This is a genomic window from Novosphingobium sp. PhB165, from assembly GCF_004341845.1.
Lineage (GTDB): Bacteria > Pseudomonadota > Alphaproteobacteria > Sphingomonadales > Sphingomonadaceae > Novosphingobium.
In genome coordinates this window covers 314,949-330,243 of the sequence record NZ_SLVB01000003.1, presented here as the reverse complement: position 1 = coordinate 330,243, position 15,295 = coordinate 314,949, and the positions used below count along the sequence as shown (strand labels likewise).

12 protein-coding genes are annotated in these 15,295 nt (G+C 66.7%); all 12 read left to right on the top strand.

Features of this window, described 5'->3' with window-relative positions; genetic code table 11:
* Positions 1-46: 46 nt before the first annotated feature.
* Positions 47-2,491, top strand: a complete 2,445-nt coding sequence (locus EDF56_RS10110; protein ID WP_279389708.1) for a cyclic nucleotide-binding domain-containing protein — start codon at positions 47-49, stop codon at positions 2,489-2,491.
* Positions 2,491-3,339 (top strand): hypothetical protein, encoded by an 849-nt coding sequence (locus EDF56_RS10105; RefSeq protein WP_132386887.1) that lies wholly within the window; start codon positions 2,491-2,493, stop codon positions 3,337-3,339. The genes EDF56_RS10110 and EDF56_RS10105 overlap by 1 nt, the downstream gene beginning before the upstream one ends.
* Before the next feature lie 7 nt (positions 3,340-3,346).
* The gene (locus EDF56_RS10100; RefSeq protein ID WP_132386885.1) at positions 3,347-5,224 is read left to right on the top strand and encodes a cytochrome c3 family protein; all 1,878 of its coding nucleotides are present in this window, start codon (positions 3,347-3,349) and stop codon (positions 5,222-5,224) included.
* 25 nt (positions 5,225-5,249) lie between these two features.
* Entirely contained in the window at positions 5,250-6,098 is an 849-nt protein-coding gene (locus EDF56_RS10095; RefSeq protein ID WP_132386883.1) for a phosphodiesterase, read from the top strand.
* Positions 6,099-6,284: 186 nt separating this feature from the next.
* Positions 6,285-6,842, top strand: a complete 558-nt coding sequence (locus EDF56_RS10090) for a GNAT family N-acetyltransferase (protein ID WP_243652526.1) — start codon at positions 6,285-6,287, stop codon at positions 6,840-6,842.
* 104 nt (positions 6,843-6,946) lie between these two features.
* Positions 6,947-8,428: a hypothetical protein gene (locus EDF56_RS10085; RefSeq protein WP_132386879.1), complete on the top strand. Its 1,482-nt coding sequence runs from the start codon at positions 6,947-6,949 to the stop codon at positions 8,426-8,428.
* A gap of 147 nt (positions 8,429-8,575) precedes the next feature.
* Complete coding sequence (locus EDF56_RS10080; RefSeq protein WP_132387465.1) at positions 8,576-9,946, top strand: aromatic ring-hydroxylating dioxygenase subunit alpha; 1,371 nt, start codon at positions 8,576-8,578, stop codon at positions 9,944-9,946.
* A 250-nt stretch (positions 9,947-10,196) separates the two neighbouring features.
* Complete coding sequence (locus tag EDF56_RS10075; RefSeq protein WP_207904674.1) at positions 10,197-10,574, top strand: nuclear transport factor 2 family protein; 378 nt, start codon at positions 10,197-10,199, stop codon at positions 10,572-10,574.
* 468 nt (positions 10,575-11,042) lie between these two features.
* Positions 11,043-11,609, top strand: coding sequence for a spore coat U domain-containing protein (locus EDF56_RS10070; RefSeq protein ID WP_243652524.1), 567 nt, complete (start codon positions 11,043-11,045; stop codon positions 11,607-11,609).
* Positions 11,609-12,349: a fimbria/pilus periplasmic chaperone gene (locus EDF56_RS10065; RefSeq protein WP_132386875.1), complete on the top strand. Its 741-nt coding sequence runs from the start codon at positions 11,609-11,611 to the stop codon at positions 12,347-12,349. Before EDF56_RS10070 ends, EDF56_RS10065 begins: the two co-directional genes overlap by 1 nt.
* The gene (locus EDF56_RS10060; RefSeq protein ID WP_165912163.1) at positions 12,346-14,721 is read left to right on the top strand and encodes a fimbria/pilus outer membrane usher protein; all 2,376 of its coding nucleotides are present in this window, start codon (positions 12,346-12,348) and stop codon (positions 14,719-14,721) included. The genes EDF56_RS10065 and EDF56_RS10060 overlap by 4 nt, the downstream gene beginning before the upstream one ends.
* Complete coding sequence (locus EDF56_RS10055; protein ID WP_132386871.1) at positions 14,718-15,197, top strand: spore coat U domain-containing protein; 480 nt, start codon at positions 14,718-14,720, stop codon at positions 15,195-15,197. The genes EDF56_RS10060 and EDF56_RS10055 overlap by 4 nt, the downstream gene beginning before the upstream one ends.
* The last annotated feature ends 98 nt before the right edge of the window (positions 15,198-15,295 follow it).

Genomic DNA, 15,295 nt, shown 5'->3' with positions numbered 1-15,295 from the left:
GCATCCGGCGTGGCGATGTCCATCGCGGCTCGGCAGGGGGAATTTGGTGACGGAACGCGTCCGACTGGCCATCGTGGGCTCGGGCCCCGCCGGCATGAGCGCGGCGGGCCGCGCAGCCGCGCTTGGCATGAGCCACGTGCTGCTGGAAAAGACCGACCACCTGTCGGACACGATCTTCAAGTACCAGAAGGGCAAGCACGTGATGGCGACGCCCGCCTCGCTGGTGCTGCGGTCCGATTTCGATTTCGACGCCGGCAAGCGCGAGGCGGTGCTGGGCACCTGGGACGAGCAGGCCGCCGCACAGGGCATCGCCGTGCGCTACCACGCCGAAGTCGTCGCCATAGAGGGCGAGAAGGGTGCCTTTGTCCTGAAGCTGAAGGACGGCGCGCGGATCGAGGCGGAAGCCGTGATCCTCGCCATCGGCACGCAGGGCAATCCCAACCGCTTGCGCTGTCCGGGTGCGGACATGCCGCATATCCAGTACCAGCTCGACGATCCCGGCGAATATATCGACGAGCACGTGACCGTGGTCGGTTCCGGCGACGCGGGGATCGAGAATGCGCTGGGCCTCGCGGCCGATCCGGCGCAGGGCAATGTCGTCACTATCCTCAATCGCGGCACCGAATTCGCCCGCGCCAAGGAAGGCAACGTCACCCTGCTGGCCGAAGCCGAGGCAGCAGGCCGCATCCGCGTGCGGCATGAAACGACGCCGGCCGAAGTGCGCGCGGGTGAACTGGTGCTCGATACCCGCGACGGGCAGGAGACGATCCGCTGCGACCGGATCATTGCCCGCACCGGCTCCGCCCCGCCGCGCAAGTTCGTGGAAGACTGCGGGATCGCCTTCACCAGCCCGGAGCGGGAGGCATTCCCCGTCCTCTCTCCCCAGTTCGAGACGACCCGGCCGGGCATCCACGTGATCGGCGCGCTGGCGGGCTATCCGCTCATCAAGCACTGCATGAATCAGGGCTACGACGTCGTCGAGTTCCTGAACGGCAATACCGCGCTCAAGCCTGCCGACGAGCCGATCCTGGCCGAAAAGTTTGCGCCGCTGCCCGGCAATCGCGGGGTCGAGGCATGGCTCACGCTGTTCGGGACGCGGATCGAGATATTCCGCGAGATTTCGGCGCTGCAATTGCGCGAGATCATGCTCGATTCCGCCGTGCGCGCGGTGCCGAAGGGGCAGGCCGTGTTCCTGCGGCATGAACCCGGCTCCTCGCTCTTCGCCATCGCCGAAGGATCGGTGCTGGTGGAAGTGAGCAAGGACGATCCCTCGATCACCGTGCCCATCGGCGAAGGTTCGATCTTCGGTGAAGTGGGCCTGATCTCGGGCCGCAGGCGCGGGGCGACGGTGCGGGCGGGCAGCGACCTGATCGTCGTCGAACTGCCGCGCGCCGCCGCGCTGAAGCTGATGGCGACGGCGCCCGCCGCCGCCCGCGTGGTCAACCGCATTTCGATCGAGCGGCAATTGCTCCAGATATTCGGATCGGGGCTGACGCCGGACGATATCGCCGAACTGGTCGCCGGGGCCGAAGTGGTGGAGGCGCGCGCGGGCGACGTGGTGATGCAGGAAGGCGCGGAAGGCACCGATATCTTCATCATCCGCCGCGGATCGATGGTGGTGGAGCGCGAGATCGCCGGAAAGCCGGTGTTCCTCAGCTATCTGCCCGCCGGGGCCTATGTCGGCGAGATGGCAGTGATCGACGGATCGCGCCGCTCCGCCACGGTGCGCGCAGCGATCCGCTCCGAACTGATCCGCCTGCCGGGCGAGGCGTTCATGCGCCTGCTGGACCGCAAGCCGCAATTGCGCAGCAAGGCCATGGGCGAGATGGAGCGGCGGCGCGAGGTCAATGCCTTCATCGAAGGGCGCAAGGAGAACTTCTCCAGCGTGGTCGACATGTATTCGCAGACCGCGCAGTTCCTCGTCGACAACGGTATCGGCGAAGCGACCGACGTGCTGCTGATCGACGAAAAGCTCTGCGTCGGCTGCGACAATTGCGAGAAAGCCTGCGCGGACAGCCATGACGGCCTCTCCCGCCTCGACCGCGAGGCGGGGACCACTTACGCGCATCTTCACGTGCCCACATCGTGCCGCCACTGCGAGCATCCGCACTGCATGGCCGATTGCCCGCCCAACGCGATCCGGCGCGGCCCGGATGGCGAGGTGTTCATCGACGAGACTTGCATCGGCTGTGGCAATTGCCAGCGCAACTGCCCCTATGGCGTGATCCGCATGGACGCGGTGCCGCCGAAGAAGCCTTCGCTGCTCTCGTGGATGTTTCTCGGCAAAGGGCCCGGGCCGGGTGAGCCGGGCAAGGACTGGCGCAAGAAGCACGCGGGCAAGGTTGAGCAGCCGAAGAAGGCGATCAAGTGCGACATGTGCGCCGGGATCGACGGCGGCCCGTCCTGCGTGCGTGCCTGCCCCACCGGCGCCGCGATCCGCGTTTCGCCCGAGGCGTTCCTGACGGTCGCGCGGCTGGGGGAGGAGGGCTGATGGCCACCACGCCCTTGCGCCAGAACCGCGAGGTTACCAGCAGCCATGAGAGTTTCCTGCGCCATCGCCGCTTCCGCTGGGCGAAGCTGGCGGGGGGGCTCTGCCTTGTCAGTGCTGCCGCCTATATGCTCACCGATCCGACGCCGCGCCCCGGCGGGGGGACCTGGCTGGGCTATACCCTGGGCACGATCGGCGCGCTGCTGATCGTCTGGCTGGCGCTGCTGGGCATTCGCAAGCGGGCGATCACGCCGGGGCGCTGGTCGCTCAAGGCGTGGACTTCCGCGCATGTCTACCTTGGCCTTTCGCTGGTGGTGGTGGCGACCTTGCACACCGGCTTTCAGCTTGGCTGGAACGTCCACACGCTCGCCTATGCGCTGATGATGCTGGTGATCGCCTCGGGCCTGTTCGGGGTCTGGGCCTATGCCGCGCTTCCGGCTGCGCTCAGTTCGAACCGGGAGGGGATGACGCAAGCCCAGATGGCGGAGGCGATGCGCGCGCTGGACCGGCAACTGGACGAGGCGGCCCAGCCGCTCGCCCGGCGGGAGGCCGATCTGGTGCTGGCGGCGCTGGCCGAAGATCCGTTCACGGCAGGGCTGTGGCGGCGGCTTTCGGGGAATTATCCGCACTGTGCCACGCAGCAGGCGATTGGCGGGCTCGATGCCGCCAATCCCGATGTGGAGCGCGTCGAAAAGCTGATGATGCGCCGCAAGGCCATGCTGGACCGGCTGCGGCGGCACATGCGGCTGAAGGCGCTGCTGGAAGTCTGGCTCTACGTCCATGTGCCGACGACGATGGCGCTGCTGGCCGCGCTGACCGCGCATATCGTCTCCGTGTTCTTCTACTGGTGAGCCGCAAGTGACGTTCCGCATCCGCCAGATCGAACGCACCGCCGCCGGGCGAGAGATCGTGCGTGACCGCGACGTGGTGGGCGATACGCTCACCATCGGCCGCCTTGCCGACAACGATCTGCACTTGCCTGACCTTGCCGTGGAGCCGCGCCATGCCGTGCTGCACCTCACAGGTGAGGACCGGGTGCGGGCAGAGGCCGTGGGCACGCTGGGCTTCGTGCTGGACGGCAGCGAGACGCGCAGTGCCACGCTCGACCCGAAAGTGGGCGGGGAACTGGGCTTCGGCACTTATCGCCTGACACTGGGCCGGGCCGAGGACGGCACCGCGCTGCTCACCGTGCGCAAGGGCGAGGACGCCGCGACCCGCTCGGGCGATCTGGAGGAAAAGCGCGGTTTTTCGCTGCAAGGCGTCGTACCCGGCAAGCGCTGGGTCTCGTGGACTTTGGCGCTGGCGATCCTGCTCGCATTTCTGGCAGTGCCGATCGTCAGCAATCTCACGTGGACGCCCGACCGGGGCGTGATCGGCGACAGGAGCTGGAATCCCGGCGAACTCAGCCTGGCGCACCACACCCTGAGCGACCGTTGCGAAACCTGCCACGTCAAACCCTTTGAGCCGGTGGGCGATGCCACGTGCCGTTCCTGCCACAAGGCGGTGCACGACCATGCCGACCCGGCCCGTCTCGCCGCCGCGCGCGGCAACCTGCCGCTGGGCGAGCGGGCGCTGTGGTCGGTCGCCCACGCCTTCGGGCACGAGGGGCCGGGGGCGTGCCGCGATTGCCATGTCGAGCATCAGGGGCCGACCCGCATGGCCGAACCGGCGCAGCAGTTCTGCGCCGATTGCCACAGCGCGCTGAAGGACAAGCTGCCCGACACGCGCCTCGGCAATGCGTCGGACTTCACGCGCCTGCACCCGCAGTTCACGGCCACCGTCGTTACCGATGCGATGAGCGGCAAGACCGCCGAACTGTCGCTCGACAAGCCGCTGACCGAGGACAACGGGCTGGCCTTCGCGCATCGCCTCCACCTCGATCCGCGCGGCGGGGTGGCCCGCATGGCGATGAACCTTGGTGCCGCGCGCGGTTATGGCGCGAATGGGCTCCAGTGCAAGGACTGCCACCGCCCCACCGAGGACGGCGTGCGCTTCCAGCCGGTCCGGATGGAGCGCGATTGCGAAGGCTGCCACTCGCTCGCCTACGACCGTGTCGGTGGGATCGTCCGCCGCCTGCGCCACGGCGACGTGGAGCAGCTTGCCGCCGATCTCACCGCTGCGCGCTGGACGCCGCGCGCCTATATGGCTGCGCGTCCAGCCGGAATGCAGGTGGGCGCGCGGCGGCGGCCGGGTGTCTTCGGCGAAGGCGGCCTATACCAGTTCCGCTATGCCCAGCCGGTGCAGCAGCCAGTGCAGGCCTCATGGCCGGGCCTGAGCCTCGCATCCGCGCTGTCCAGCAAGGGCGTCTGCGGCGAATGCCACCGCGCGGCGACGATTGATGACAAGCTCGGCGTCGTGCCGGTGCACCAACCTGCGCGCTACATGATGCGGGGTTGGTTCGACCATGCCGCGCACCGGCAGGAAAGCTGCACCAGCTGCCACGCCGCGCCGAAGTCCGACCGCGCCGCCGACGTGTTGCTGCCTGGGATCGCGCAGTGCCGCACCTGCCATGTCGGCGCGGCGGAAGGGGCCTCGCTATTGCCGACACGTGCCAAAGTGCCTTCGACTTGCGCGATGTGCCACGGATTCCATGGCGTTTCCTCTGGATCGCGGCGGCCGATGCCGCATGATACGGTCCATGATGAGGCACCGCTGGCAGGCCCGGTCTCTAAGGGGCCGGTAACCAAGGACTTCAACGCCGGAGACAGGCCCGGTCCCATAACCACAGGACAATAACAAAAGAGCCTTCGGGAGACACGCCTTGCTGATTGCCCAAGTGACGGACATCCATATCGGCTTCGACCGGGGCAACCCGGAGGAGTTCAATGTCCGCCGCCTGCTCGCGGTGCTGCGGCGCATTGCCGAAGGGCCGCAGCGGCCGGACCTGCTGCTGCTTTCGGGCGATCTCACCGAACATGGCGATGCGGAGAGCTATGCGCTGCTGGCGCGGTTGGTCGAAGGCTGCCCGATCCCGGTGGCGCCGATGACCGGCAATCACGATTTGCGCGGGCCACTGCTGGCCGCGTTTCCCACTTGCCCCAGCCACGACGGTTTCGTGCAATATGCTATCGAGCTGAAAGGCCTGCGGGTGCTGGTGCTCGATACGCTGGAGGAAGGCCGCCACGGCGGCGGTTTCTGCGAAACGCGCGCGGCATGGCTCTCGGCGCAGCTCGCCGGGCATCCGCATGCGCCGACGGTGATCGCGCTCCACCATCCGCCGTTCGAGAGCGGCATTGCCTGGCTGGATTGCGACGCACGCGAGCCGTGGATCGCCCGCCTTGCCCAGGCTCTTGAGGGGCGCCGGCAAGTGGTCGGGCTGCTGGCGGGGCATCTCCACCGTCCTATCCACACGCTGTGGAACGGCATTCCCGCTACCGTCTGTGGATCGAGCGCCGCCCCGGTCGCGCTCGATTTCACGCCCGCCGACCCGGCTCACCCCGACAAGCGCGCGATGATTACCGACGAGCCCCCCGTCTACGCCCTCCACCGCTGGGACGGCGAGCGCCTGATCTCGCACATGGAGCAGGGCGGAGAGATTGACGTGCTGGCGCGCTTCGACGCCGCGTTCCAGCCGATCGTGCAGGCCATAGCGGCGGAACGGCCTGAGTAACGCAGCACCGGCGCGGGGCCATTGGACAGGTTCTGCGAAGATTCCGATGGTTGGTGCCGAGGTCTCTGTTATCAAGTGGGAATGTCTGACCTTTCCGCAGATCCTGCCTTGATCGCCGCGTGGCTTTCCGCGCGATCGGTTTGTCGGGGACTTCCCTTGCCCGTTACCGACCGGGGCGGCTGGAGAGTGGATACCAACCTGCCCAACGAGGCGCGCCGTTGGGTGTTTGCCGAGCCGTGTGAGGGATTGCGGGAATTCGGGCGCGAAGTGTCGCTGCCTCGACATTTTCTCAAGTTGTGCGGGACGGTCGATGATTTGCGGGCTGTTTTGCCGGCGGCGTGGCACCTCCAGCCCGAAAGCCACTTTATGATCGCGAACGATGCGCGCTCATCAGTAAGGGTACCAGTGGGCGCGGCGGCGCGCACGCTTCCGGACGGCTATCGGCTCGAAAGTGAACGCGATGGGCCGACGACTTCCATTCGTATCGTCGCCCACGATGGCAGTCTGGCGGCAAGCGGTTATGCTGCCGAAACCATGGGCGTTTTCATCTACGACCGGATCGTGACAGCACCCGGGCACCAGAGGAAGGGGCTGGGCAATATCGTCATGCATGCGCTGAAGTCGCAGCGACAATCCCCGAATGCCCCCGAACTTCTTGTCGCGACCGAGGAGGGGCGCCAGCTTTACATGTCGCTGGGCTGGACGGTGCTTTCCCCGTTTTCGACTGCGGAAATCCCCGCCTGAAGCCCGGATCGCTTTGGCGGCGTATGGCTATTTGCACCGAGCCTCGCTCAGGCTAGACATCGGCGCGGGGGGTGGCGCTGCGTGCGCGTACCTTGGGGAAACAAATGTACGCCAGGCTGCAATCGCGTTCGGTGCTCGCAGGGCTGCTTGTTGCGGCGGCCTTTGCGCTCGCGCTGGGCTTGCGGCTGCGGCAGGAGCCGGCCCCGCTGGGGTTCGACGAATATGCCTCGCTCTATTTCTCCGGCCGCTCCTTCGCGGAGTTGTGGGGCCCGTGGATGCTGCGCGAGACCAACCCGCCGTTGTTCTATTCGCTGCTGAAACTCTGGCGCATGGCGCTGCCGGACAGTCAGGCGGTGCTGCGGCTCCTACCATTGCTACTGTCGCTGGCGCAGATCGGGCTGGTGGCGCGGATCGCCGGGCGCAACTGGGGCTGGGCGGCGGCGGCGCTGGCGGTGCTGCTCTTCGCGCTCTCGCCCTCCGATATCTACCAGTCCGAATATCTGCGCGGCTATGTGCTGGCCAAGCTGGCGGTGACGGTCTCGTTCGTCGGCCTGCTGGCGGCACTGGAAAGCGATAGCAAGGCGCGGCGCAGTTGGGCGCTCTATGTCGGCGGGGCGCTGGTCGCGATTTACAGCCATACGACGATGCTGCTCTGGCCGGTAATCGCCACGCTGGCGGTGCTGGCTGAGGCGGCACTGTGTCGGAGCATCGGCCGCACGGCGTTACAGCGCCTGTTGGCGGCGAACCTCGCGGTGGCGGTACTGTCGGGCTGGGCCTTGTGGATCGCCGCTATGCAAGTCCACGCGGCCTCGGCCAATATCGCGTGGATCGAGCCGCTCTCGTTCGACGACTGGCTGTCGAGCGTGAACCTCCAGCTCCTGCTTGATGGAGAGATCGGTTCCGGCCTGATGGCGGCGCTGATGGTCGTCGGCGTGGCGCGGACTTTCCGGGATCGGACGACACGGCTGGCGCTGTTCATCGTGATCGCCGCGCTGGCCGCGTTCAAGGTGGCGGACCGGATCCACCCGATCATCTCCGATTACACGCTGCACTGGTGCGCCAGCTTCACCGTCCTGCTCGCCGCTGCCGCGCTGGCGGGGGGAGGGCGCAGATTCGGCATTCTCGCGCAGGGAGTTACGCTTGCAGGTGTGGCGGCGGTGGGGCTTTACGAACTGGTCACGCTCGTCTGGATTCCCCAGCCGCAGGATTGGCGCCGCACCATCCAGACCGTCGCTCACACCCCGAATTCCGCCCTGCTGGTCTCCCACGAGTCGGTGGGACTGGTGGTGCAGCAGGCCTGCATGCTGGAATTCCACCGGGGCGACTGCCCGTTTCCCCTGATCGTCATGGCCAGCCGCGCGCCGACCGACGCCTGGGCTTTCGGCGGCTATCGCGGCCCGATCACGCCCGTCCGCCAGGTCCGCACCGCGCTTGTCCCGGCGCGCCGGGTCTATGCGTTCAGCCGCTATGTCTACACGCCGCTGCCCCCGCTGGGCCTCGACGAGAACCGCTATCGCCGCGTCGAGTGGGACGATGGCGAACTGATCGGCCCGATCCCGGCGAGCGACTTCCGGAAACACGCCTGAATTCTTATCCATCCCGGCAGCGATCTTGGGTAGAATCCCTCTGGTTCTCGCGCGGGCGATAGCTTAATGAACAACGCTGTTGATAACAGGAGAGGCCACGTGAAAGATACGGGCACCAATCAGACGGCCACACTGACCGCACAGGACATGGACGAGGAACGCCTCGCCACGTATCCGACCACGGCCTTCCTTTCGAAGGATTACCTTCAGGCGGAAAAGACCCTGCTCTGGCCGAAGATCTGGCAAATGGTCGAGCGCGAGACAGACCTGCCGAACCCCGGCGACTGGCTGACCTACAATGTCGCCGACGAATCGATCATCGTGCTGCGCAAGGACGATGGTTCGCTCAAGGCCTTCCACAACGTCTGCCCGCATCGCGGCCGCCAGCTCGTTTCGGTGCCGGACATGCTGCCGGGCAAGGTCCACGACGTGCGCGGCAACAACCGCAAGAGCTTCATCTGCGGCTTCCACGGCTGGACGTTCAACCTCGACGGTGAAAACACCTACATCCTCGACCCGCAGGACTGGCACAACAAGCTGACGCCGGAAATGACCTGCCTGTCCGAAGTGCAGGTCGATACCTGGGGCGGCTACATCTACATCACCATGGATCCCGATGCGGTGCCCCTGTCCGAATGGATGGGCCGCGCGGGGGAGATCCTCGACCACTTCGACCTTGCCGGCATGCACTACAAGTGGCGCCAGTGGGCGATCTACGACTGCAACTGGAAGACCGCGATCGAGGCGTTCCTGGAACCCTATCACGTCGCCGGCACCCATACGCAGCTCTTGGCCTATGGCGACTATTACGCGCTGTCCAAGCAGTACGGCCTGCACTCGGTGTCCAGCTACGACACGCGCGACAGCAAGTTCCAGATGAGCGAGAGCGCCGGCACCACCCGCGCCGGCAAGGGCGACGATGCGCGCGTCTCGACTTACGAACTGATCCGCGAAAACTATGAGACGGTGAACTACTCCGCCTCCACCGAAACGCTGGTCAACGCCGCCAGCCGTCTGGTGGACGAACTGCCCGAAACCGCCACGCCGGGTGAGATCATCGCCCACTGGCTCAAGAGCGCGAAGGCCGACGACGCCGCGCGCGGGGTGGTCTGGCCGGAAGTCCCGCCAGAGATCAAGAAGGAGAGTGGGCTGGCCTGGGGCCTGTTTCCCAACCAGAACATCCTCCACGGAGAGACTTTCGCGCTCTGCTACCGCGTGCGCCCTTACGGCAATGACCCCGACAAGTGCGTATTCGAAAGCTACGCCCTCGAACGCTTCCCCGAAGGCGAGGAGCCGGAGACGGAATGGGTCTATGCCGATCCGATCGGTGAGAAATGGGGTTCGGTTCTGGCGCAGGACTTCTCGAACATGCAGTTCGTGCAGAAGGGCATGAAGTCCTCCGGCTTCCGTGGCCCGCTGCCCAATCCGCATCAGGAACAGAAGGTCATCAACCTCCACCGCAACCTTGCCAACTTCATGGACGGCATGGGCGCACCGAAGCTGCTGGATATCGATTGAGGGGATCCCAAACCCCTCCCGCTTGCGGGAGGGGAGTTCCAGCGCAACCATGAGAGGGCAGCGCAACTCTGCCTTCCCGCAAGCGGGAGGGCCGCGAGGCTCACGACGCGCAGGGAAGTCAGTCGCCGCGGGGTGCGTAAGCGCCACGTCCGCTTACGCCAGCGTTTCTGGCATGCCAATGTTGCGAAGTTTCACCGCTTGACGCATGGACCCCGCCCGCTCGGCCTCGGTGCCGGCAAGGAGGTTCACGTTGGAAATCGATGCCCAATCAAGTGAGGAAGCGAAAGTCGTAGGTCGCCAGCTCGATGCTTACAATGCACGCGACATCGATGAATTCATGTCTTTCTGGGCAAGCGACGCGGAGGTTTTTGCATGGCCGTCAGAGAGCATTGCTAAAGGTTCCGAACAGATCCGCGCCCGACACATTGAGCGCTTCAACGAGCCGGATTTATTTGCTCGCCTGCTAGGCCGCGTTGCCGTCGGTGGCATGGTCGTGGACCGGGAAATCGTCACACGCAACCTGCCGCAGGGCCGAGCGAAGCTTGACGTCATCGGCATCTATGAAGTTGTAGAGGGTAAGATCAAGCGCGCTTGGTTCAAGCAAGGCCTTCCTGTTTTCGGAACATGATTCACGCCAAGGTACGCCTGCTTCCCCGCAATTCCGGCCCTTCAAATCCGCTCCCTCCTTCAAATCCGCTCAGGCTGAGCTTGTCGAAGCCCCTGGCGGCGTGGCGCTGATCCAACATCCTTCGACAGGCTCAGGATGAGCGGGGTGAGGGGGATGAGCAGCATGAGCGAGATGGGGAGAGCTATGGCGGCTCTCCCGCACATCCGACCATTCGCCAGACGCGTCGAGCCGCTATTACGAGCGCCGCGAAGTTAGCCGCAGCGGGCAGCGCCTGCATGACGACGCCATGCCCTCTCACCCGATCGGCTTCGCTCCGGAACCGTCCTCGACCGGTCCCATATTTCGCGGCGCGGGCGGTGTGCGCCCCTTGGCGCAAGGCGACGGGTTCTTAACCGTGCAAGCCTCGGGAGCACAGGAAACTACGTAGAAACACGTGGGTCTCTGGCTAGCCAATATCAAGGATTATCAATGAGACTCGAAGGCATGGAAAACCTTGCCTTTCAATTCGCCACCCGTCGGAAGCGGTTTTGCGCAAACCTTTGCAAGGCCGGATCCCTTACGCTTGCGGTAACCGCATTCGTTTTCGCATCACCCCAGGCTGCCGAAGCGGCGACCGCGACGACCACGTTTGCCGTCACCGCCACGGTCCTGCCCTCCTGCACGGTTACCGCAACGGCATTGGCTTTCGGCAACTACAATCCGCTGTCCGGTACGCCCACCGATGGGACCAGCACGATCACCGTCAACTGCACGACCGGCACCAGCTATACCGTCGGGCTCAATGCCGGGGGCACCAGCGGCGCCACCGTGACCACGCGGCAGATGCTGCTGAGCACCAACGCGCTGAACTACGCGCTCTATCGCGATTCCGGCCACACCAACAATTGGGGTAACACGCCGGGGACCGATACGCCGGCCTCCGCCCCCGCCACTACGACGGCAGCGGCGCTCACTGTCTACGGGCGGATACCCGCGCTCCAGAACGTGCCTGCGGGGAGTTACACCGATACGGTCACGGTCACGGTCAATTATTGATGCGGGCGACCGGCCTCTGGCTGCTGGCCCCGATGGCAATGGCCGGGGCGGCGCCGGTGGCGGCGGGTAGCCTGCGGGTCATGCCGATCCGGGTGGAGGTTCCGGAGAATGCCCGTTTCTGCGGGCTGACGGTCGCCAATGACGAGGACACGCCGGTATCCGTGCAAGTGCGCGGCTATCGCTGGTCGAAGGACGCGAACGGCGAGGATGTGCTGGCCGAGGACGCGGCGTTTCAGGTCAATCCGACGATCGTGACACTGGGAGCCCGGGAAGAGCGGCTGGTCCGGTGCGGCATGCCGCCATCCGGGCCGCGAACGCCCTCGGGCGTCGCCGAGCAGAGCTGGCGACTGGTGCTGGACGAACTGCCCCGGCCGGACGCGGCCCCGGGCTCCACTTCCCGACCCGGCGGCATCCGTACACTGCTGCGGATCAGCGTTCCGGTGTTCCGCGCGGCGGCGGAAGCGCAGCCCAATCTCGTCTGGTCGCTGGGGTCCGACGCCGCTGGGCGCCCGGTGCTGGTGATCGAGAACGACGGTGCACGCCACGCGCAAGTCCTGTCGCTCGAACTCGAACCGGTTCGCGCCGGGCAGGCGCCGGGCACGGTGACGAAGAGTTTCTACATTCTTGCCGGAGGACGCACCGCGCTGCCCTTGCCCGCCGGGTTCGAGGGCGTGCCGGGGGCGGTGCGCGCCAAGACGCCCGATGGACCGCTCGACCTGCGCCCCCGCGCGGGGCCTTGAGCCGTCTGCGTCATGGCTTCCGTTTCGTGCTCTTCCGTTCCGCCTCCTCGCGCTCAGCGCTTCTGCTGGCGGGCGCCGCTTTCGTCTTGCCGCCCGGGCCAGCCCGGGCTCAGTCGGCTTCCGACGTGGAGGCGGAAGCGAGTGCCGCCGTCCCGGTGGGCGTGGTCGTCAACGGGCAGGATCGCGGCTGTAACGGACTGCTGGTGGTGACCGGCAAGCGCCTCCATCTGCGGCTGACAGACCTTGCCGACTGCGGGGTGCCGGTGCCGGAAAAGGCGGTCTCCACGAAGTGGGCGGGCGAGGACTATATCGCGCTCGATAGTGTGCCGGGCCTGAAGGCGCGGCTGGATGCGGGCGGGACGGTGCTGCTGCTCGACGTGTCCGCCGAACGCTATGCGCCGGTGCGGATCGGGCCTCCGGACGCGCCGGTCGCCGTGACCCGCGCGATACCGGCCGCCTATATCGACTATGATCTTGCCTTCACGCAGGACAGCGGCACCACGGCGTTTTCGGCGCTGGTCGATCTGGGCGTGTCGGGCGGCTGGGGGGTATTCACGACCAGCGGTCTCGTCGGGACCGGAGGGACGCCGAATGTGCGGCTGGACAGTGCCTATACGCTGGATTTCCCCGCGCGGCGCATTCGGCTGGCGGTGGGCGACACGCTCAGCCGAGGGTCGTCATGGAGCCAGCCGGTGCGCTTCGGCGGGATCCGCATCGGCACCGATTTCTCGCTCGATCCGGCGCGGCTGACCTATCCGTTGCCGGTCTTGCAGGGCGGTTCGGCGCTGCCTTCGACCGTGGAACTCGCCGCGCGGGAGGGCGTGCGCGATTTCACAGTGCAGCCGGGGCTGTTCAGCTACGCCTACCGCCCGCAGTTCAACGGCGCCGGGGACGTGACGATGACCGTGCGGGATGTCGCGGGCAACCAGCGCGTGGTGACGCGCAGTTTCTACGCCAGCACATCGCAACTGCAGCCGGGACTGACCGAGTTCTCGCTGGAGGGCGGGCTGCTGCGGCGGGATTACGGCATGCGCAGCTTTTCCTATGGCTCCGGATTCGGCGCTGCCTCGGTGCGGCACGGGCTGACTTCTGCGCTGTCTCTGGAAACGCGCGTGGAGAGCGGCGGGGGCGTCACCGTGGGCGGGATGGGGGCGCAACTGGTGGTGCAGCCGCTGGGCGAGATCCGCCTTGCCGGCGCGGTGTCTCAAGACGGGGGGCGGACGGGCGGGCTGTTGCAAGTGCAGGCCCAGCGCCTGACCCGAAGCTATGGCCTCACCGCCAGCTACCGGATCATGGACCCGGACTACCGCCAGCCCGGCGATCCCCGCATGGCGCGCGGGGTGCGGCAGGAGCTGGCGCTTTCGGGCAGTCTGTCGATGGGGCGGGCAGGCTCGGTCAATCTCGGCTATCTCGCGATCCGGACCGGCGCGGAGCGCAGCGCGCTCGCCTCGGTCGGGTACTCGATGACACTGGGCGGGGCGTTCCTGAGCCTCGGCGCGCAGCGTCAGAGCGGTGAAGGCGTCCGGTCGGACTGGCTGTTCGGCGTGCTGACGGTGCCGCTGGGCCAGTCCGCCCATGCTTCGGTAAGTGTGGATTCCGGCAGCGTTTCCGCGCTCTACGACAAGGCGACGCCGACGGACACGGGCCTCGGTTATCGCGCTGCCATCGGCCGCGACACGCGTGAGGGCACGAACTGGGCCGAAGGGCTGATGACGCTGCGCACGACGGCCGGCGACCTGCAACTCGCGGGCCTGTGGCGCGGCGATGCCCTGTCCACACGGGTCGAGGCGCGCGGCGCGTTCGTGGCGGCGGGCGGCAAGATTGCCACCGCGCCCCGGGTGGGAGATGCCTTCGCAGTGGTGGACCTCAGCGGCGATCCCGGCGCGGTGGTCCTGTTGGAGAACCGCCCCGTGCCGATGGCGGCAGGAGCGGGAAAGAGCGGCAGCGTTCTCGTCACCGGACTGGTTCCCTACGTGGCCAACCGCGTGGCCATCGATCCCGCGAACATCCCGATCGAGGTCTCTCTCGGCGATGTCGAGCAGGCCGTGACGCCGGGCTGGGGCAAGGCCGTGCGCGTCACTTTCGGCCACCGCAACGCACATCCCGCGCGGCTGCGTGTGACGGACGTTGCCGGAAATCCGCTCCCCGCCGGGCTCGACGTTACCGTGGAAGCCGCCACCGCCACGCATACCGTCATTGGCCACGACGGCGAACTGTACCTCGAAGACTTCATCCCCCACGCCCGCCTGCGCATCGCGAAGGGGCAGGGCGGCACTTGCGTCGTGCATCTGGGGGAGGCGGTGCCCGCCGATGTCCTCGTCCACCCGATCGCCGCCGTCTGCCAGACCGAATCCGGGATCGTGGGCAAATGACGCTCCGTTACCTCCCCGTGGCCGTCGCGCTCTGCGCTCTGATCCTCCCGCCTGAGCCCGCGCAGGCGCTCTGCCTCTGCTCCTGCACCGTGAGCACGACGGCCATGGCCTTCGGAAACTACGACCAGACTGCACCCACGCCGCAGGACGTGAACGCCACTGTCACTATCAACTGCACCAGCGTCGCCAGCATCCTCAGCACCGCCGACATCGCCCTAAGTGCGGGCGCCTCCGGCAATGCCACCGCGCGGCGCATGGCAGCGGGCACGAACCTGCTCTATTACAACATCTTCGCGAACTCGGCTCATACCACGGTGTGGGGAGACGGCACGGCGGGCACCTCGACCGTGCAAGTGCAGCTCAACGGGCTGCTCGCCTTCAGTTCCAGCGCGACGGCCTACGGCCGTATTCCGGCGCTCCAGAACGTCTCGGTGGGCAGCTATGCCGATACGCTGACGATCACCGTCACGTATTGAGATCGCTCCGCTTCCATGCCTTCACTTCCATCCCCATCCGCTCCAGCTTCGTGCGGAGCAGATACAGGCTGGCCGGACCCCCACGCTGGCGGGGGCCC

Coding starts and splice junctions, on each gene's coding strand:
- EDF56_RS10105 (WP_132386887.1), top strand. CDS start 2,491: ATGGCCACCACGCCCTTGCGCCAGAACCGCGAGGTTACCAGCAGCCAT.
- EDF56_RS10055 (WP_132386871.1), top strand. CDS start 14,718: ATGACGCTCCGTTACCTCCCCGTGGCCGTCGCGCTCTGCGCTCTGATC.
- EDF56_RS10070 (WP_243652524.1), top strand. CDS start 11,043: ATGAGACTCGAAGGCATGGAAAACCTTGCCTTTCAATTCGCCACCCGT.
- EDF56_RS10085 (WP_132386879.1), top strand. CDS start 6,947: ATGTACGCCAGGCTGCAATCGCGTTCGGTGCTCGCAGGGCTGCTTGTT.
- EDF56_RS10080 (WP_132387465.1), top strand. CDS start 8,576: ATGGACGAGGAACGCCTCGCCACGTATCCGACCACGGCCTTCCTTTCG.
- EDF56_RS10065 (WP_132386875.1), top strand. CDS start 11,609: ATGCGGGCGACCGGCCTCTGGCTGCTGGCCCCGATGGCAATGGCCGGG.